The sequence below is a fragment of the Paenarthrobacter sp. E2MeOHC11 genome (assembly GCF_058744955.1).
Genome location: NZ_CP196673.1, coordinates 3,394,809 through 3,413,144 on the forward strand (window position 1 = coordinate 3,394,809; position 18,336 = coordinate 3,413,144).

The 18,336-nt window shown below is 62.3% G+C and carries 12 protein-coding genes; 9 read left to right on the forward strand and 3 right to left on the reverse strand.

Features of this window, described 5'->3' with window-relative positions; genetic code table 11:
* Nucleotides 1–41: 41 nt before the first annotated feature.
* From ACSSVG_RS15810 to ACSSVG_RS15825, 4 genes are all read left to right on the forward strand, one after another.
* Complete coding sequence (locus ACSSVG_RS15810) at nt 42–1,484, forward strand: cell wall anchor protein (RefSeq protein WP_492415618.1); 1,443 nt, start codon at nt 42–44, stop codon at nt 1,482–1,484.
* A gap of 156 nt (nt 1,485–1,640) precedes the next feature.
* The gene (locus ACSSVG_RS15815; protein WP_231340102.1) at nt 1,641–2,858 is read left to right on the forward strand and encodes an MFS transporter; all 1,218 of its coding nucleotides are present in this window, start codon (nt 1,641–1,643) and stop codon (nt 2,856–2,858) included.
* Nucleotides 2,859–3,094: 236 nt separating this feature from the next.
* Nucleotides 3,095–5,926, forward strand: coding sequence for a S8 family serine peptidase (locus tag ACSSVG_RS15820; protein WP_492415619.1), 2,832 nt, complete (start codon nt 3,095–3,097; stop codon nt 5,924–5,926).
* A gap of 240 nt (nt 5,927–6,166) precedes the next feature.
* Nucleotides 6,167–8,935 carry a S8 family serine peptidase gene (locus ACSSVG_RS15825; RefSeq protein ID WP_492415620.1) on the forward strand — a complete coding sequence of 923 codons (2,769 nt, stop codon included), beginning with the start codon at nt 6,167–6,169 and terminating at the stop codon, nt 8,933–8,935.
* A 105-nt stretch (nt 8,936–9,040) separates the two neighbouring features.
* Here the strand turns inward: ACSSVG_RS15825 and ACSSVG_RS15830 are convergent, their stop codons facing one another.
* A complete protein-coding gene (locus ACSSVG_RS15830) occupies nt 9,041–10,582 on the reverse strand; it encodes a M20/M25/M40 family metallo-hydrolase (RefSeq protein WP_492415621.1) in 1,542 nt (513 codons plus the stop codon).
* Nucleotides 10,583–10,693: 111 nt separating this feature from the next.
* Nucleotides 10,694–12,037 carry an acyltransferase family protein gene (locus ACSSVG_RS15835; RefSeq protein WP_492415622.1) on the reverse strand — a complete coding sequence of 448 codons (1,344 nt, stop codon included), beginning with the start codon at nt 12,035–12,037 and terminating at the stop codon, nt 10,694–10,696.
* 220 nt (nt 12,038–12,257) lie between these two features.
* Here ACSSVG_RS15835 and ACSSVG_RS15840 point away from each other — a divergent pair, with 220 nt between their 5' ends.
* Nucleotides 12,258–12,479, forward strand: a complete 222-nt coding sequence (locus tag ACSSVG_RS15840; RefSeq protein ID WP_159700946.1) for a hypothetical protein — start codon at nt 12,258–12,260, stop codon at nt 12,477–12,479.
* A gap of 71 nt (nt 12,480–12,550) precedes the next feature.
* Here the strand turns inward: ACSSVG_RS15840 and ACSSVG_RS15845 are convergent, their stop codons facing one another.
* On the reverse strand, nt 12,551–13,498 hold the full coding sequence (locus ACSSVG_RS15845; protein WP_492415623.1) for a phosphatase PAP2 family protein: 948 nt from the start codon (nt 13,496–13,498) through the stop codon (nt 12,551–12,553).
* Between the two features lie 119 nt (nt 13,499–13,617).
* Here ACSSVG_RS15845 and ACSSVG_RS15850 point away from each other — a divergent pair, with 119 nt between their 5' ends.
* Genes ACSSVG_RS15850 through ACSSVG_RS15865 form a run of 4 tightly spaced genes read left to right on the forward strand, consistent with a single transcriptional unit; the run spans nt 13,618 to nt 18,317 of the window.
* Nucleotides 13,618–15,036 carry an extracellular solute-binding protein gene (locus ACSSVG_RS15850; protein ID WP_253468836.1) on the forward strand — a complete coding sequence of 473 codons (1,419 nt, stop codon included), beginning with the start codon at nt 13,618–13,620 and terminating at the stop codon, nt 15,034–15,036.
* Nucleotides 15,033–15,998: a carbohydrate ABC transporter permease gene (locus tag ACSSVG_RS15855; protein ID WP_492415624.1), complete on the forward strand. Its 966-nt coding sequence runs from the start codon at nt 15,033–15,035 to the stop codon at nt 15,996–15,998. The genes ACSSVG_RS15850 and ACSSVG_RS15855 overlap by 4 nt, the downstream gene beginning before the upstream one ends.
* 8 nt (nt 15,999–16,006) lie before the next feature.
* Nucleotides 16,007–16,879 carry a carbohydrate ABC transporter permease gene (locus ACSSVG_RS15860; protein WP_159700934.1) on the forward strand — a complete coding sequence of 291 codons (873 nt, stop codon included), beginning with the start codon at nt 16,007–16,009 and terminating at the stop codon, nt 16,877–16,879.
* 31 nt (nt 16,880–16,910) lie between these two features.
* Entirely contained in the window at nt 16,911–18,317 is a 1,407-nt protein-coding gene (locus tag ACSSVG_RS15865; RefSeq protein WP_492415625.1) for a glycoside hydrolase family 32 protein, read from the forward strand.
* Nucleotides 18,318–18,336 lie beyond the last annotated feature (19 nt).

Here is an 18,336-nt window from a genome sequence, read left to right on the forward strand (position 1 = left end):
ACGGACGTCTCTGGGAACAAGACCTTCAGGAGAAGATCACAATGAACACGACCCTACGCAAGTGCCTCATCGGCACATGCTTTGCCGGGGGCATGATTGTCCTCAGCGCAACCGCGGCACATGCCGCGGATACCACCAGCGGCAAGGACGGGCTCCTTTCCGGAACCCAAGTAGTAGCGCCTGTTACAGCGCCGATCACCACCGGCGCCACATCACTGGGACTGTTGGGGGATTCAGCAGCTACGGCGTCCGCGCCGACAACTGCTGGAGGTTCGGGCACAGCGCCTGCTGCCACAACCAGCGGCTCCGACAGCATCGCTTCCGGGACACAAGTAGTCGCCCCGGTTTCGGTGCCCATAAACCTGGGCTCGTCGTCAGTGGGTCTGCTGGGGGGCTCCACTGTGGCGAGCCCAGCCACACCTGCCGCACCAGCAGCGGCAACAAGTTCGACGCCGGCAGCCGGGACCAGCGGTTCCGGCGGCATCGCCTCGGGAACCCAAGTGGTCGCGCCGGTGACGGTTCCCATCACGGTGGGGTCGACGTCGGCGGGCGTTCTGGGTGACTCATCTGCCACCTCAACGCCAGCAACATCAACTCCTGCGCCGGCTCAAGCGCCGGCGCAGGCAACAACGTCGGGGGGAGAGTCAATCGCATCCGGCGCTCAGGTAGTGGCTCCGATATCGGTCCCTGTTAACATCGGGGCCACTGCCGTGGGTGTGGCTGGGGATTCCTCGGCCACGTCCGGTACCGCCGGTACTGCGGGTGGCACTGCTCCGGCTGGCAGCGCTTCGGGTGCTTCGACGAGTGGTTCGGATGGTATTGGTTCGGGCACGCAGGTTGTTGCTCCGATTACGGCTCCGGTGAACCTCGACGCTACCTCGGCTGGTGTGCTGGGGGATTCCTCCGCTACCAACACCGGTACTGCGGGTGGGACTGCTCCGGCTGGCACCCCGGGCGGCAGCACTACTTCCGGCAACGGCGGGCTGCTCTCAGGCACGCAGTTGGTCATTCCAATTACTGCTCCTGTAACCGTTGGGTCCACGTCAGTGGGCGTCGGCGGCGGTTCGGTTGGCACTGTCACGCCGCCGGTTGTTGCGCCTCCGGTGGTTAACCCGCCGGTTGTTGTGCCTCCCGTGGTGAACCCGCCGGTTGTTGCGCCTCCGGTCCTGAACCCGCCGGTCGTTACGCCTCCGGTCGTTGCGCCTCCCGTGGTGAACCCGCCGACTATCAACCCGCCTGCTGGCGGCAACACTCCCGCTGCTGGCATCAGTGCGGGAGCCGGCACTCAAGCCGGCACCGTTGTAGCCCTTGCTTCCACAAAGGGCGCGATGACCGCGGCAGCCTCCACCGCCGTCGGGAGTTCAAGCGAGCTGGCCAACACGGGACTGAACGGCAGCTTCGTCCTCTGGGCAGGAGCCATGCTTTTGATGGGCCTGCTCCTGGCGGCAGGTAGCCGCCGGAAGGCAGCAACCAACCGCCGGTAGTCCGCGGCAGGCAAACCCGCTTCGCATGTAGTTGTAGTTGTTGCGGCTCCGGATCCCGGAGCCGCAACAACTGCGAACCCCACTAGTGCGCCGGTGCGCATTGCACAACGTAATGCTGGCCCCGACCGCAGCTACCGCAGTCCTAGGATGAAAGGGATGACAAGGACCCAGACGAATCAAGCGTTCAGCCTTCGCAGCGTGGCATTGCCGGCCTTCGGGCCCGCACTGCTGTTCTGTATCGGCGAAGGGGCGGTCCTTCCGGTCATCGCGCTCTCGGCACGTGACCTCGGGGCCTCTGTGGCCGTTTCGGCGTTGATCGTGACCCTGATCGGACTGGGATCCTGGATCTTCAACATTCCGGCGTCGATCATCACGGAGAAGTTCGGCGAACGATGGTCGATAGTCGGTGCCGGAGCCCTGGGCGCAATCGCGCTAGGTGCCGCGGCCTTCGCACCACAAATGGAGCACGGGCTCTGGTTGCTGGCAGCCTCCATGACTCTGGTGGGCATGTCAGCCAGCGTCTTCAACCTTGCCCGGCAAAAGTTCCTGACGGAAGCAGTCCCCGTTCTATACCGCGCACGGGCACTGTCCACGCTGGGCGGCGTGACCAGGATCGGCATCTTCATTGGGCCGTTCGTTGGTGCCGGCGTCATGCAGTTCGCCGGAATCAGCGGGGCCTACTGGGTGGGCTTTGCGGGCATGATGGCGGCTGCGGCTTTGTCGCTGACCATCCCGGACCTGGTGGCCCCAGACGCGTCCGACGGCGGTCCTCGCCCTCCGGCGTCCACGTTGCGGAGCGTTGCGGTGTCCCATGCCGGGGTGTTCCTGTCCGTCGGTTTCGGGATCCTGCTGCTCAGTGCTTTGCGTGCCTCGCGACAGGTGGTCATACCGTTGTGGGCGGATCACCTGGGCCTCGACGCCACCCATGCTTCCCTGCTCTTCGGCCTTTCCGGAGCGATCGACATGCTGGTGTTCTACCCTGCTGGAAAGCTCATGGACAGGAAGGGGCGGCAGTGGGTGGCCATCCCGTCCACGGTGATCATGGGGTCCGCCCTGATCCTGATCCCGTTCACTGGCGGGTTCGTGCCCTTGCTGCTGGTTGCCCTGCTGATCGGCTTCGGCAACGGCATCAGCTCCGGACTCATCATGACGCTCGGCGCCGACTTCTCACCGGACAACGGTAGGAGTCACTTCCTGGGCATTTGGCGCTTCATCGCCGATTCGGGTGCCACCGGGGGACCGGTGCTCCTTTCCGGGCTGACGGCCGCCATTTCACTGTCCGCCGGCATTTGGGCCACAGGCGTACTGGGCTTCGCGGCGGCAGCGGTGTTCGCCGTCGCAATTCCGCGGCTAAAACACCGGCGTAACTATTGAGCTTTCTCTGCGTGGATTCCTGACCCTTTTCATTCCATCGAGGGCGTTCTGAAACCCCAATAGGTTGGGATTCGGTTTCTGCGGAGGGAACCTCGGTCATTAACCCCGGGCGGCTGCCGGAGAAGACTCACAGGAAATTCGCAGGAAACTCCAGATAGTGGCTAAACTCATGCTGGCCGTAGACTCGCGGCCATTTTTTCGCGCTCTTGGGGGCGTTTGAGCAGAGGGCGCTGTCTATGCAGAACCGACGGAGAGCCAGCGTGCGCTCTCAAGTACTACTTGTAGGCGTTATCGCGTTGGTCGGAGCTGGTTTGCCAGCGTTGCCGGCAGTGGCGGATGACGTGCCCGTGCCGGCGCCGAGCGCGGCACCGCTGTCGACGGCCACCCAATCGTCGGTGATACCGACCGATCAGTTCATCGTGAAGTTCAAAGAACGAGCGGGCATCCAATCGGCTGATCGGCAGTCCTCTCTTCGCCAGGCTGCCGGTGCAGCAGGCGTCCCTGTCCAAGCCGTTCGCAGCACCGCAACGGGCGAGGAGGTCGTCAAGACCGACCGAAAGCTTGGGGCCGAAGAAGCAGGTGAGCTCGCTGCCACGCTGGCGGCGGATCCCACTGTGGAATATGCCGAACCGGACACCATCATGCGGCCGTTGGAATTCGTTACACCGAATGACCCCCTAACGTACTACCAGTGGAACTTGGCCATTGGTGGTGGAGGGGGAGGAATAGGCGCAGTAGGCGCCTGGAACGTCAGCCAGGGAGAAGGAATCAATGTAGCTGTCATCGACACCGGGATCACAGACCACAGTGATTTGAACGCCAACATCTTGCCTGGATACGACATGATCAGCTCTGCTGCGGCTGCCCGTGATGGGAACGGTCGCGATCCCGATCCTCACGACAAGGGAGACGCCAGCTCTGCGGGTCAATGTGCCGCCGCTGAGCCGGCTTACCCTTCGTCGTGGCATGGGACACACGTTGCTGGAATCGTGGCCGCCATCCCGAATAACAGCCAAGGGATGGCGGGTGTAGCACCCAAGGCCAAGGTAGTCCCGGTCAGAGCGTTGGGAGTGTGCGGAGGCTACACATCAGACATCGTCGACGCGATCGTATGGGCTGCCGGTGGCACAGTTTCCAACATTCCAACCAACGCAAATCCCGCGCGGGTCATAAACCTTAGCCTCGGTGGAAAGGCTACCTGCTCTGTTGCGTATCAAAACGCTGTAGATTACGCCCGAAGCCGTGGCGCCGCGGTGGTTGTAGCAGCCGGCAACGAGAGCGCGGATGCATCAAAGTTCAGCCCTGCCAACTGCAAGAACGTCATTACCGTGGGTGCGAGTGACAGTAAGCAATCCAAGGCCTACTACTCGAACTACGGAACCAGCGTTGACATCGTTGCACCAGGCGGTGATATGACGGTGGAGCCCTATCAAGGAATCATTTCAACGTACAACGCGGGTTCGAGCGCGCCCAGCACTGAGGGCTACGCATTCATGGAGGGTACCTCGATGGCAGCCCCTCACGTCGCGGCCACGCTAGCCATGATGTTCTCCGCCTTCCCGATCCTTACCCCGGATGATGTGGAGACGAGAATTAAAGCCACGGCGCAGTCACTCTATTTATGTGCGGGTGGCTGCGGCGGAGGCCTCCTTAACGCTGAACGGGTCCTACGGGATGTAGCTGCCGACGCCGCTCCCATCGGGACAGGCGAGGTTTCGATTACGGGCGGGACAGGTGTAGGCGCCGAACTCAGGTCTTATGTCGGTGGCTCTTGGGCAGACGTTCCTCGAATTGATTGGAGCTACCAGTGGCTTCGCAACGGGACTCCGATTTCAGGTGCAACCGATACCGTGTACGTCCTGCAGGGTGACGACTTGGGCACACGGATATCCCTCAAAGTAACAGCCAAGAAGAATCACTTCGAGACAGTTACAGTCACGTCAGCGCCCACGCCTCAGGTGGAACTCGGCAGCATGTCGAACTATACGCCTGCGTCTTTGCAGGGAGAGGCCTTTGTGGGAATGACTCTGACTGGTTCCGGTGGAGAGTGGTGGCCCGTGCCAGATAGTCTGACGTACCAGTGGCTGAGGGATGGGCAAGGAATCCCGGGCGCGACCGCCCTCACCTACACACTGGTGGAGGCCGATGCTGGAAAGGCGATTTCCTTTTCAGTGACAGCTACGAAGCCCCTTTATGTGCAGACCACGGCTGAGAGCGGGGCAACCCCCAAGGTCATGCCTGCTGATCATGTCGTGACCCCATCGCCGGTAATCCTCGTCGAGGCACCTTATATGATCGACGACAAATACACCGTCCCTGTAAGTACCGGCGTGGACTACCAAATTGCTGGCATAACCGTTAAAGCTGGAACTTATGCCGCACGAGGCCAGGTCAAAATAACAGCTATAGCTAAAGCGGAGTATCTGATTGCACCCGGGGCCAAAGCGGAGTGGTCCGCCTTTTTCAGCACGAAGGGACCCGCTTACACGGCCCCAGCCAAATCCCCGTTCAAGGATGTGCTGACTACCCAACAGTTCTACAAGGAATTGGCGTGGGTGGCCGACCGGAAGATCTCCACGGGTTGGGTAGAAGCGGACAACTCCGTGACCTACCGTCCCGTGACACCTATCAACCGTGATGCAATGGCTGCGTTCCTGTACCGAATGGCGGGCTCGCCTGCCTACACGCCGCCAGCCAAGTCACCGTTCAAGGACGTGACAACCACCCAGCAGTTCTATAAGGAAATGGCTTGGTTGGCTCAAACGGGCATCTCGTCCGGATGGACAGAAACTGATGGGTCAAAGACGTACCGACCGCTGACACCAATCAGTCGAGATGCCATGGCGGCGTTTCTCTACCGGCTCGCTGGTTCACCCGAATATGTGGCACCTTATTATTCTCCCTTTGGGGATGTGAGTGTCCACCAGCAGTTCTATGGGGAAATGGCGTGGCTTTCAGAAATGAAAATTTCTTCGGGGTGGACCGATGCCAACGGTAGCCGTACATACCGCCCGCTGTCGCCTATCAACCGCGACGCCATGGCAGCCTTCCTTTACCGGATGCCGTAGCGACACCAAAGTACGAATCAACCGGGGCCGGTTGCAGACTCTTCTGCAGCCGGCCCTCGGCGTTGCCCAGCATCCGAGACTCGACTCACAGGTAATTCGCAGGAATCTCAACTCTCTGGCTAAACTCATGCTGGCCGTAGACTCGCGGCCAATTTTTTCGCGCTCTTGGGGGCGTTTGAGCAGAGGGCGCTGTTTATGCAGAACCGACGGAGAGCCAGCGCGCGCTCTCGAGTACTACTGATGGTCGTAATCGCGATGGCCGGCGCCGTGCTGCCGGCCCTCCCTGCTTCTGCAGACGATGAGCCCGTGCCCAGTGCTGCACCGCTGTCGAAGTCCACGATCACCGAGGCGGATCCGACCGATCAGTTCATCGTGAAATTCAACGAACGGGCAGGAATTCAATCTGCTGATCGCCGCAATTCCCTGGACCGTATCGCCGATGACCTGGGCGGACAGGTTGAAAGTGTTCGAACCACCGCTGCAGGCGAGCAGGTCATCAAGGCTGACCGGAAGCTGACTGCTGACGAAGTCGGTGACGTCATTGAAACCCTGGAATCGGATCCAAGCGTGGAGTACGCCGAACCGGACGTCATCATGAGGTCATTCGCCAGCGCACCGGACGACACGTACTACGACATGCAGTGGGCGCTTGGCGACGGGACCGCTGGAATCGACATCCTTGGTGCCTGGGACTACAGCGAAGGTGAAGGCAGTGTGGTTGCTGTCATTGATAGCGGCATCCTCAAGCACACCGATCTCGATGCCAACATCCTTCCGGGTTATGACATGATCGCGGACCTCGACACTTCCCGTGACGGCGATGGCCGGGACTCCAACCCCCAAGACGAGGGTGACACAACCTTTGATGGCCAGTGCGCTGCTGGGGAGCCTGGGACAAAGTCCTCATGGCACGGAACGCACGTCGCCGGCATCATCGCCGCTGTTGCTGACAACGCGAAGGGTGTTGCCGGCGTCGCCCCGAAATCGAAGGTAGTCCCCATCCGGGCTATTGGAACATGCGGCGGATACACCTCCGACATCGCGGACGGCATCCGGTGGGCCGTCGGTGGAACCGTGACCGGGGTGCCGGCGAACGCCAACCCGGCCCGGGTGGTCAACTTGAGCCTGGGCGGAATGGCCACGTGCTCCGCTACTTACCAGAACGCCGTGAACTTTGCCCGCAGCAAGGGAGCGGTAGTGGTTGCCGCCGCCGGCAACGAAAATGTGGACGCCGCCCAGGTCAGCCCGGCTAACTGCCAAAACGTGATTACCGTAGCCGCCAGCACACGGACGCATGCCAAAGCCGATTACTCGAACTTCGGATCCGTGGATATTTATGCTCCCGGTGGCGAGATGAGCAAGGCAGCGGTAGATGGCATCGTGTCCACGCTTAACAACGGAACGGACCGGCCCGGCGTCGAGGATTATTACCTCAAAGAAGGCACATCCATGGCGGCTCCCCATGTGTCGGGCGTCGCTGCCCTCATGCTGGCGCGGATGCCGGCCTCCACCCCCGCAGATATTGAACGACGACTCATCAAGACCGCCCAAGGCCTCGGATGCACCTACTTCAGCTGCCGGGTGAACGTGGTTGACGCCAGATTGGCTCTGAGGGAAACCGCGTGGGATGCAACCCCTTTGGTTGCTGTCCCTCCCATCATCAGCGGTGATCTGAAGGTGGGCTCGGCCTTGTATGCGCTCCCAGGCAACTGGGGACCCGACGCTTCTGAAGTTGTCCGTTGGGGGTACCAGTGGTATCGGGACGGCGTACCCATTCCAGATGCTTGGAGCGCTTCCTACACATTGGTCCCGGAGGACCTGAACGCCGGCATGACGGTGAAAGTCTCGGCAAACAAAATCCACTTTGACGAAGTATCTGCGACCTCGGCGCCCACGGCCAAAGTGGGACCGGGGACCATAAGTGCCAGTGTTCCCGTCATCGATGGTCCCGCATACGTGGGAAGCGTGCTGAAAGCACAGGCAGGGACGTGGGAGCCGGCTCCGGTTGAGTTGACCTACCAATGGAGCCGTGCCGATAACCCGATCGAAGGTGCCACCGCCGCCGACTACGAGGTAACGGAAGCAGACGAGGGCAAGCCGCTGCGGGTAACCGTGTCAGGGACCAAGACGGCCTACGCGCCGGCGTCGAGTACGAGCGCCCCGACCATTAACGTGCTTGGAGCCGACAAGGCGGCGACGCCCGCACCGGTGGTCTTCAAGGACCAGGCCTACATGGGTGACGACACGTACACCATTCCCGAGTCCACGGGCGTGGAGTATCAGCTGGGCGGAAAAACCGTCGCGGCGGGTACCTACCCGGCCCGAGGGCAGGTGAAGGTTTCAGCCATAGCTAAGTCCGGGTACCTCCTGAAGGCAGGCGCCACTGCCGGCTGGTCGGCGTACCTCAGTGCGAAGGGACCTGATTTCACCGCACCCACCACGTCGCCTTTCAAGGATGTGCTGACGACCCAGCAGTTCTATAAGGAGATGTCCTGGTTGGCTGACCGGAAGATCTCCACGGGTTGGGTTGAAGCGGACAGGTCAGTGACTTACCGGCCTGTGACGCCCATCAACCGTGATGCCATGGCCGCTTTCCTCTATCGCATGGCCGGATCGCCGGATTACACCCCTCCGGCGACGTCCCCGTTCAAGGACGTACTGACCACGCAGCAGTTCTACAAGGAGATGTCCTGGCTTGCTGACGCGGGCATTTCGTCCGGTTGGACGGAAAGCGACGGTTCACGCACGTACAAGCCGCTGACGCCCATCAACCGCGACGCCATGGCGGCCTTCCTCTACCGTCTGGCCAACAGCCCGGACTTCGAGGCTCCCGCGACGTCCCCTTTCCAGGACGTGTACACCTATCAGCAGTTCTACAAAGAGATGGCGTGGATGGCCGACAAGAAGATCTCCTCGGGCTGGCTGGAGGCTGACGGCTTCTACACCTACCGGGCTTTGTCACCCATTAACCGTGACGCGATGGCCGCCTTCCTCTACCGCATGCCATAAGGCTTCGGGAGCTGCTGCTTCCTGACCTTGTTTGGACCAACAACGGCCGCAGAGCAACCCCATCAGGTTGTTCTGCGGCCGTTGTGCATTCACCGACCTGTACTGCTAGCGGACTGCGTGGTTGCCCTTGAACTCAAGCTTCAGGTTGCCCGAGCCCTTCGCTGTGCCGTTCACCGCGGACAGTGTTTCCGCGAAGACCAGCGTGGAGTGGGCGATCGCGTCGGCCATCTGTTCCAGGACCGCTGCATCGATGTTGTCGATGTCATCGCAGGCCTGGTGGTAGCAGGGATCGTAGGCAACGCCTGCCGTGCCGCCGTAGACTGCCGCCTGCTCCGCCGTCTTGATCTCTTCGGCGCCGGTGAACAGGCCTCCTGCGGGAATGCCGTTTTCGATGAATCCGAAGTAATCGGAGCGCCCATCGAACTCTGTGGGCTCTGTGGCCAGGCCCTGCGAGGCAAAGTAGTCAAGGAAGACCTTCTCGATCGCGGCCGAGCCATTGGGCCCAGCAGTTCCGAGCGGTTTGCCATCACCGTCGTAGATGAACCTGACCGGGTTGGGAGAGGCCACCATGTCGAAGTTGAGATTGAGGGCATGGTCCTTCAGGTCATTCTTGCTCAGCTGGGAGACGTAGTAGTCCGAGCCGATCAGGCCGTCCTCCTCGCCGCTCCACCACGCGAACCGGACGCGGTTTTCCGGGGAAATACCGAGCGCCGCGAACTGCAGGGCGGTTTCAAGGATGGCTGCGGAGCCGGAACCGTTGTCGTTGATGCCTGGGCCTTCGGCTACGGAGTCAAGATGCGCGCCCACTACCACCGTGCGGTCTGCACGTCCCGCAGTATCCGCCAGGACGTTGAAGGTTTCAATCGGTTGGGTATCGCCCTCAACCTCGATGCGAACAGTGGCTCCAGGGAGGCCGGCCAGCTCCTCGCCCACGGCAAAGCTAGCGCCAACGGTCGGTACGGTTACTGCAGGGTTGTCGGCGGTGGGGGCTCCGAGGGTTCCGTCCACCCTGGCCAGCCTGTCATCGGCGTCGCCCTGGTTGAAGATGATCACACCCGCTGCGCCGGCAGCCTGCGCGTTCGCGGCCTTGGTGTTGAAGGGGCAGGTGCCGCGCTGGATGAGCGCGATGTTGCCGGCCACGAAGCCGGTGAAGTCGGCAGCCTCACAGCCACTCGTTGAGGCCCGGTCACCGGTGAGGTTGATATCCACCGGCATCACAGTGGCCGAGACGTCACCGAAACCGGAGTAGGACATCGCGCCGAAATCGTCTTCGGTGTACGTTCGCGGCGTTGGCGTGAGCCGCTCGAAGGCTTCACTGGCCAGGTTGAACTTGAGGTATTCGAAGTACTGGCGTTGGGTGACGAAGCCTGCGGCTTCAAGCTGGTTCTCGATATACTCCGCGGATGCCACGTGGCCCGTGGTGCCGGCTGATCGGGTGCCGCCGTTGGCATCCGCGATCGCTTGGAGTTCTTCGAGGTGGTCGATGATGGCGCCCGCGGTCACTGCATCGCGGAGGGCCTGAGTGTCCGTCGCCTTCGCAGCCAGGGCGGGTGGCGTTATTGCAACGGCAAGAATGGCGACTGTTGCCACTCCTGCCGCGAGAGCCGAGGTTCGGTTTCCAATGCGTGGTTTGTGCTTTGTATGCATCTCATGCATCTCCCTGTGGGGACCCGGTAGTTGGGTGGCCGGGTGCGGTAGCGCAGAATCTACCCTGCAGGAGTCCGCTGGTGAAGCCTTGCTTTTTTGCGTGGCTCAGGTTTAGGTGCGATCCACCAACCGCGGCGTCTTCCACGCCCGGTCCGGGACTTTGCCGGTAACAAGGGCCACCGCGATCACCAGCAGCACCAAGCCCCACGTCGCATTTGCCGCATCCAAGGCCGTCCTCATCACTACGAACGGCGGGATGATGGCCAGGACAGTCCCTGCAGCGATGCGCCACATCGCGGGCCTAAAAGCACCCGAAGCCAGGGCCGTGGTGGCGAGCTCCAAGCGGACCAGTGGGGTTGAGACGAGCAGCACCAAGGCCCAAGCCGCAACGTAGAACAGAGGCCGGGTGAGCCACCACTCGGTGCTGGCCGGCTCCGGGAACGGCAGCCTCAGGATCAAAGCGAGGCCGAACATTGCGATGATCAACGGCAGGTGCCACAGGTAAATGGTCATCGCCCGGCTGCCCACAACGAACATCACCTTCTGCACCCAGCCAACGTGCACGAACCGCTGCAGAACGGGGTACACGGCCTTCACCAGCAACACATGTGCCAAGCCCACCAGGATGAGCGGGAACATCGGCGGGTTCTGGCTGGTCAGCATATCCACGGGATACGGGCCGGAATGAGTGAGTGGAACCATAACAAGGTAGCAAGCAGCGGCAGCCACGATGAGCTTCCAACGGGAGAACCTGTCAAAGAATCCGTCGGCATAGAAGAAGCCCAGCTGCTGCAGCAAGCCCCACACGAACACCATATTCAACAGGCCGATCGGGTTCGAGTCGAAGCCCCACGGGTTGCGCTCCAGGCCCAGGCGAAGGACATCGACGACGACGGCGCCCGCGGCCAGCGCTGCGAGGGTCCGGTACGGTGCCAGGCCATGGAGCTTGGCCATCGTTGGCACCATGGCTTGGCAGATCAGGTACGCAGCGAGGAACCACAGCTGGACTCCAGCGCCCGCAGCGATAACCGCCAGCAGCTCGCCCGGGACGCCAGCCGCCGTCGCACTCCACAACGCAATGGCGAGGAACGCGTACAAGGCGACCGTGGGGCGGACCAGTCGGAGCACCCTGTTCCGGAGGTAGTCACCTGCGTCGCCGCCCTTCCGCTGCAGGCTGCGCCATGAGGTGAGCGACGCGAACCCGCCCACCACGAAGAAGAGCGGCATGACCTGGCCAAACCACGTTCCCTGCGCAAACCAGCTCAGGGAGGTCAGGGGATTCCCTACTCCGACGCCGGAGGAGTCCACGCTGATGCCCATCATGAGCAGGTGGACGGCCACTACGGCAAACATGCAAGCGACGCGGATGAAGTCCACCACGAGATCGCGGGAGGCCGGAACGGTAGCAGTGCGACCGGCAGTGGGGCTCAAGCCGGGGCTGAGGGTGGAAGACATGGGGGCTCCTGGGATTAGCCGTTGTTTATCCATCGAGTGGATTAACTGTAACCCATGGATTGCACCCCGTCGACGTCACACGCAGAAACCCGGACGCATTCGGGTCAAGATAGGTAGCGCCGGGCGTAGCCTTAAGAAGGGCCTGCACCCCCGATCACCCGAGAACCACTCTGGCGCAAATGGCGCATTCCATGAATCCACACCCCACCAATGAAGGGCAGTGCTGATTGTTGTGCACATCAAAGAATTCTGGGACCAGCTCTCATCGGACACACAGCAGTGGCTCATCGACAACCCGGGAACCATGATTGTGCCCCGAACCGTCACGGCGATCATCAATGGCGAGACGGGGGAGAGCGACACCGTGGACGCCCACGGTGGGACGCAGCTCACTGATGAGGACCGGCATTTCATCCGGGATCAGGCCAGGCGCGCCGGGTAGCGCGAATCGCACCATAGGCTCGGGTGCGATCGGCGCCGAAGTGGTACGCCGCCGTCGAGCGTTGAGCGCGTTTAGCTCTTGCGTGCCGCCAGGCCGAAGAGCCAGGTGCCGCCGAGGGCTGATAGGTATCCGGCGATCACGATGAACGCCGTGCCTGCCCAGAAGTAGTCGATGGTGCTGTCGGTGCTGAGGCCGGGCATGACCTGAAGCAGGGAGTATGCGGCAACAATGCCGGCGATCACCAGGGCGATCACTGTGAGCCATACCCATAGTCGGGATGCTGCCCAGTGCTCGCCGTATCCCTTCCAGACATTCCAGCTGCTGCCGGTGCGCAGGATGAGCCACCCTGCGGGGAGCATGACAGCTCCAACGAGCAGGAAGGCTGCCACGACGTCGGCCGGGCGGTGCCATTGGTTGATGAGCGTGGAGACCCCGGTGGCTACGGCGAAGGAGCTTCCGAGGAAGCCAGCCAAGGGGCGCCAGCGCGGCGAAACCATGAGGAACACTGCGGCAGCGGCGGAGGCGGCCAGCGTGGTGTGTCCGGAGGGGAGTGAGTTCAGTTCCAGGGTTTGCACACCGCGGTCGGGCCTGTCCGGAATGAGGAACTTGAGGATCTGGGTGGCCACGTTGGCTGCGACGCAGGCTGCGACAGCGATGCCGGCAGCCTTCCAGCGGCGGCGTGCGATGGTCACGAAGAGCACCATAATGGCGGCGATCGCCAGTGAAAGCATGGGGAGCATGTCCAGGAATTCCGTGGAGGCCCTGCCGGCTGTTCCGCCCAACACCGTGGCTTCAACCAGTGCTGACTCGTCGATGAACTGGCCCATGGTGGTGCGAACAAAGAAGTAGTAGGTCGCGGCAAGGCCCACCACGCTGGCGATCGTGGCCAGGATGAAGAGGAATCCTGTTCCAACGCCTGCGTTGCGCTGCTGAAGCGGCCGTTTGCTCGACCTCCCGCTGGTGCGGAATTGCTGGGAACTCATTCTGTCTAGGGTGCCACAGTTCTCTGGATGGCCCATGTGAGTACTGCCTTCGCGTGGCGGGGCTCAGTGAGATGCCTGCAACATTCCTGTGACGGTTGACACGTGTTAGGTGGCGGGTTTAAGCTTCCTAACACGTGTTAGGGAAGGGAATCTACATGTCGGGAACCAATGGGGCTTTGCGTCAATTCACACGCAGAAGTGCCCTCACAGCCCTCGGCGCCGGGATTGTTGGAGTGACCGCGGCGTCGTGGCCGCGCTTGACCGGGACGGACATTCCAGGCCGGGGAGACAACAGCCTCAGTATCGCCATCATGGGCACCGCGGCGGACGCAGCGGCCCGCCAAAAGGTCATCGACGCCTTTGCCAAAGTCCACCCCGAAATCAAGGTCAAGGTCCAGGCGATCCAGGCCGTGGACTGGAAGGACTTCTTCACCAAGATCCTCACCATGGTGGCCGCGGGCACCCCTCCGGACGTCGTGTACGTAGCCACGGAAGGTGCCCAGCTCTTCGCCGAAAAACTGGCCCACCCGCTGGACGAGTACCTGCGCCGCGACGCAGCGGACATGAAGGAGTACTTCGAGGACGTCCACCCCAGCCTGGTGGAAGCGTTCATGTACAAAGGCAGCCTCTTCCAGCTCCCCATCGACTGGAACGCGGCCAATATGTACTACAACACCGCGTCACTTCGTTCGGCAGGCCTGGAGCGGCCCGCCGATGACTGGACGCACACAGACTTCCGCAGCACACTCGCGGCAATGAAGAAGGCCAACCCCAAGGACTTCACGCCGTACTACTGGACCAACCGTCTCTTCGGCGGAGTGGTGCCGTGGCTCTACGCCAACGAGACAAGCTTCCTCAAGGAGACCAAGTCCCCGGGCGGCGAATGGCTCTGGGACAGTTTCTACGCCAACGACCCCTCCCGCAGCCTTCGCTCCGGCGGCTACCAGTGGCTGGAACCCAACGCTGACGATCCCCGGGTCTTCGAATCCTTCGACTACCTCCGCGGTCTGGTGAAGGACGGGCTGGGTGTCCGGCCCGAGGAAGGCGGCGGCAGCGCGCTGATCGGCCTCTTCGCCTCCAACAGGATAGGTACGACGCCGGCGGGCGGCTATTGGGTGCAAGGCCTCCATGAAGCGGGGATGACTGAGGACGGATTCGACGTCCAGTTCTTCCCGAAATGGCGGACCCAGCGCCACCAGTTCGGCACGGCCGGGTACGCGATCATGAAGACCGCCAAAGACAAGGACGCCGCCTGGGAATGGGTGAAGTTCAGCTCCAGTCTTGAGGCCATGCAGATCGTGTTCCCTACCCCGAACACCACACCGGCCCGGCGGTCCATGGTCAATGAGCAGCTCTACGCAGGAACCGGTCCACGGAACTGGAAAGTCTTCTACGACACCCTGGACAGGTTCCCCACCACAGGTCCCATTCCAGCGCCACCCCAGCAGGCCGCCGTCGAAACTGCCCTCATGAAAAACGTGAGCCTGGCTGTTAGCGGAGATGAGCGTCAACTCAAAGACGCCCTGAACTCCATGCAGCGTGACCTCGAACTTGCCCTGAGGAGGCAACCATGAGCACCGCAACCAGTACGCCTACGGGCACGGGGAGCGATCCGGGCCGTCGCCAGGCCGCCCACAAGAACGGCCATGGCTCCAAACGCGGCCGCGCGCAGCAACGCTGGCTGCCGTGGGCCTTCCTGGCGCCCACCATCGCGGGCATGGGCATCTTCACCCTGCTGCCGATCGTGGCATCAATCGCGCTCGCGTTCTTCCGCTGGGACATTATCTCCGCGCCGACGTTCGTGGGCTTCGACAACTTTGCCGAGGTAGTCCAGGACCCCACCGTCCGGGTCTCATTCCTGAACACCATCGTGTTTGTTGTGGTGGCCGTGGCACTCCAGCTTGGACTGGCACTGGGCTTGGCGATCATGGTGCAGGAGAAGCTTCCGGCGTGGCTGAGGGTCTTCTTCCGCTCCGCGTTCTTCTTCCCGTTGATCCTGTCAGCGGCTTCGGTGTCCATCTTCATGCGCTACCTCTTCAACGAACAGTTCGGCGTAGTGAACTGGATGCTGTCCATCGTCGGCATCCCAGCGGTCCCGTGGCTGACGACGCCAGGTGGATCTGCCGCCGTCGTGATTCTTGTCTATGCGTGGCAGAACTTCGGGTTCTCGTTCCTGCTCTTCATCGGCGGGCTGGCCTCCATTCCGGTGGAGACCTACGAGGCCGCGTCCATCGACGGCGCCACCGGTTGGCGCAAGCATTGGTTCGTGACCCTGCCGCTGCTGAGCCCCACCACGCTGGTGGCCTCGGTCATGGCGATCATCAACGCCCTCCAAGTGTTCGACCAGCCCTATGTCCTGACCCGCGGCGGGCCCGGTGACTCAACACGCACGGCCGTGATGGTCATCTTCGAGTCCGCGTTCCAACGCCTCGAATTCGGTCAGGCTTCGGCGATCGGCGTGATCCTGACGCTCATCATCATGGCCATCACCGCCGCGCAATTCCGGCTCAGCAAACGATTCGTCTTCTACCAGTAAGGCCCGTCATGACCACCATTCAAGAACGTGTCACCACCACGGCGCCTGTAGTTACGCGGAAGAAGCGCGACTGGTCAGTGGCCGTCCGCGTCATCGTCTTGCTGATCGCGTCCGTCTTTGTCCTGGGGCCCGTGTTGTGGACGCTGTCCACCTCCCTGCGGCCGCCGTCGGAATCCTTCCAGCTGCCGCCCGCCTTCCTACCGCTGAACCCGGACCTGACCTCCTACGAGCAAGTGTTCAAGCAGCTCAACATCGTGGCCCTGGTAGTGAACAGTGCGTTGGTGACCGGTTTGATCGCGGTGGGGCAGATGCTCACCGCCGCGCTGGCCGGCTACGCGTTTGCGCACCTCAAGTTCCGGGGGCGGGGCGCGCTGTTCTCGATCGTGCTGGCCACCATGATGGTGCCCGCACAGGTCACGATCGTGCCTGTCTTCATGCTGATCCGCGGTGTTGGCCTCTCGGACACGCTTCTGGCGCTGATCATTCCGGCCATCCCGACGGCGTTCGGCACCTTCCTGATGCGCCAGTACTTCATGGGGTTGCCGGGTGAGCTCGCTGAAGCGGCCGCGATCGACGGCGCCTCGCCGTGGCGGACGTTCCGCTCCGTGTATGCGCCGCTGGCCATGCCGGGCCTGGCGATCGTGGGCATCCTGGCGTTCAACTTCCACTGGAACGAGTTCTTCAGGCCACTCATCATGACCATCTCCGAGCAGAACTTCACCCTCCCGCTGGGCTTGGTCTCCCTTCAAGGCAACCTCGGCACCGGAAGCATCTCAGTGGTCCTGGCCGGTGTTGTCCTCTCCATGATTCCCGCTCTGGTGGTGTTCATGTTCGGCCAGCGCGCGCTGCAGGACGGGCTCACCGCCGGTACGGGCAAGTAATTCTCTCGTCGTCTTTCTGAAAGGGGTTCCGTTGACGGACCTTGCACTCTCCTCCTCGCTTTCCATGGCGGCAACGCACCCGGATCCCGCCTTCCCGCGCTTCCACCCGCGCCCGGCGCAAGGCTGGATCAACGATCCCAACGGCATCAGCTCCATCAATGGCCGGTACCACGTGTTCTTCCAGTACAACCCGTCGTCCGCGCGGCACTCTCAGATCAACTGGGGGCATGTGAGCTCTGGTGATCTAGTGCGTTGGGAAGAACACCCCGTAGCGCTTTCGCCCCAGGCAGGCGGGCCCGACTCCGCCGGATGCTGGACCGGCGTAGTGACGTTGGATGATGGAGTGCCCACCGCTTGTTATTCGGGTATCCAGGACCACGGCGGGCACTCACAGGTAGTCATAGCCCGTGGCTCCGCCGATCTTGTTTCCTGGGAGCAGGACGGGCACGTTGCTGCGTCCATGCCCGAAGATCCATTGGTAACCGCTGTGCGGGATCCCTTCATCTTCCACTTCAACGGTGCCCGCTACGCCATGCAGGGTGCAGGGCTTTCCGACGGGCGCGCCGCTTTGCTGCTGTACACAGTGGACTCCCTTGACGTCTGGGAGTACCAAGGCATCTGGCTGACCACTGCTGATCCGGTGGCTGCTGTCCACACCCCGGCCGAGATCTGGGAGTGCCCGCAACTGGTCGAGGTACCCCTCGTTTCTGGTGGCTCCACCTGGGTCGTGATGTTCTCGCTATGGCTCTCCGGGGACGATCACGAGCACGCCAATGGGGTGGGGTACCTGACCGGCTCCCTGTCCGCGGATCCTGCCACGGGCTTGCCTGTGTTTGCTCCCGTTTCGGGTGGGAAGGCGGATCTTGGCCGCGACTTCTACGCGCCGCAGATTGTGCAGCTCTCCTATGGCTCTGCTGACTCCGCGCCTGCAGCGTTGCTGTGGGGGTGGGCCAACGAAGGTCCCGGACGCGACGGTCGCCGGGGCCGCACCCAGGAAGAAATCGACGACGCCGGGTGGTCGGGTGTCCTGACGCATCCGCGCGTTTTGTCCGTGGTTGACGGGGCGCTGGCTGTCACTCCTGCGCCTGAGATTGAGGCGTACCGGGGTGCTGCTGTGGCTGAGGGCGCTGTCGGCTCCGGTGCCGTTGCTGTGCCTGCGTTTGCCGAGGTGCTGGTTCGCGGTGGTTCTTCCGGTTCTGGTTCCGGCTCTGTGGAGCTGGTGCTTGGTTCGGGGGCCGACGCTCAGGTGGTTTACTCGGGATCCGTGGCCGAGGGGGAGGAGTTGCGGATTTTCATCGACGCATCCCTCGTGGAGGTCTACCGTTCCGGTTCCGTCGCCGCCACCCTTCGGGCCTACCCTGCTCCGGGAGAGGAATGGCAGCTTACGTTGCCCGCTGGCGCGACTGCCGACGTGTGGAAGTTGACGCTGCCCGCGTAGGCGGCAGGCCGGCGTCGTG

What these genes read in the sequence shown, in the direction of transcription:
- ACSSVG_RS15810 (WP_492415618.1), top strand. Translation starts at nt 42, where the DNA reads ATGAACACGACCCTACGCAAGTGCCTCATCGGCACATGCTTTGCCGGG.
- ACSSVG_RS15815 (WP_231340102.1), top strand. Translation starts at nt 1,641, where the DNA reads ATGACAAGGACCCAGACGAATCAAGCGTTCAGCCTTCGCAGCGTGGCA.
- ACSSVG_RS15820 (WP_492415619.1), top strand. Translation starts at nt 3,095, where the DNA reads ATGCAGAACCGACGGAGAGCCAGCGTGCGCTCTCAAGTACTACTTGTA.
- ACSSVG_RS15825 (WP_492415620.1), top strand. Translation starts at nt 6,167, where the DNA reads ATGGTCGTAATCGCGATGGCCGGCGCCGTGCTGCCGGCCCTCCCTGCT.
- ACSSVG_RS15830 (WP_492415621.1), bottom strand. Translation starts at nt 10,582, where the DNA reads ATGCATACAAAGCACAAACCACGCATTGGAAACCGAACCTCGGCTCTC.
- ACSSVG_RS15835 (WP_492415622.1), bottom strand. Translation starts at nt 12,037, where the DNA reads ATGTCTTCCACCCTCAGCCCCGGCTTGAGCCCCACTGCCGGTCGCACT.
- ACSSVG_RS15845 (WP_492415623.1), bottom strand. Translation starts at nt 13,498, where the DNA reads ATGGGCCATCCAGAGAACTGTGGCACCCTAGACAGAATGAGTTCCCAG.
- ACSSVG_RS15850 (WP_253468836.1), top strand. Translation starts at nt 13,618, where the DNA reads ATGTCGGGAACCAATGGGGCTTTGCGTCAATTCACACGCAGAAGTGCC.
- ACSSVG_RS15855 (WP_492415624.1), top strand. Translation starts at nt 15,033, where the DNA reads ATGAGCACCGCAACCAGTACGCCTACGGGCACGGGGAGCGATCCGGGC.
- ACSSVG_RS15860 (WP_159700934.1), top strand. Translation starts at nt 16,007, where the DNA reads ATGACCACCATTCAAGAACGTGTCACCACCACGGCGCCTGTAGTTACG.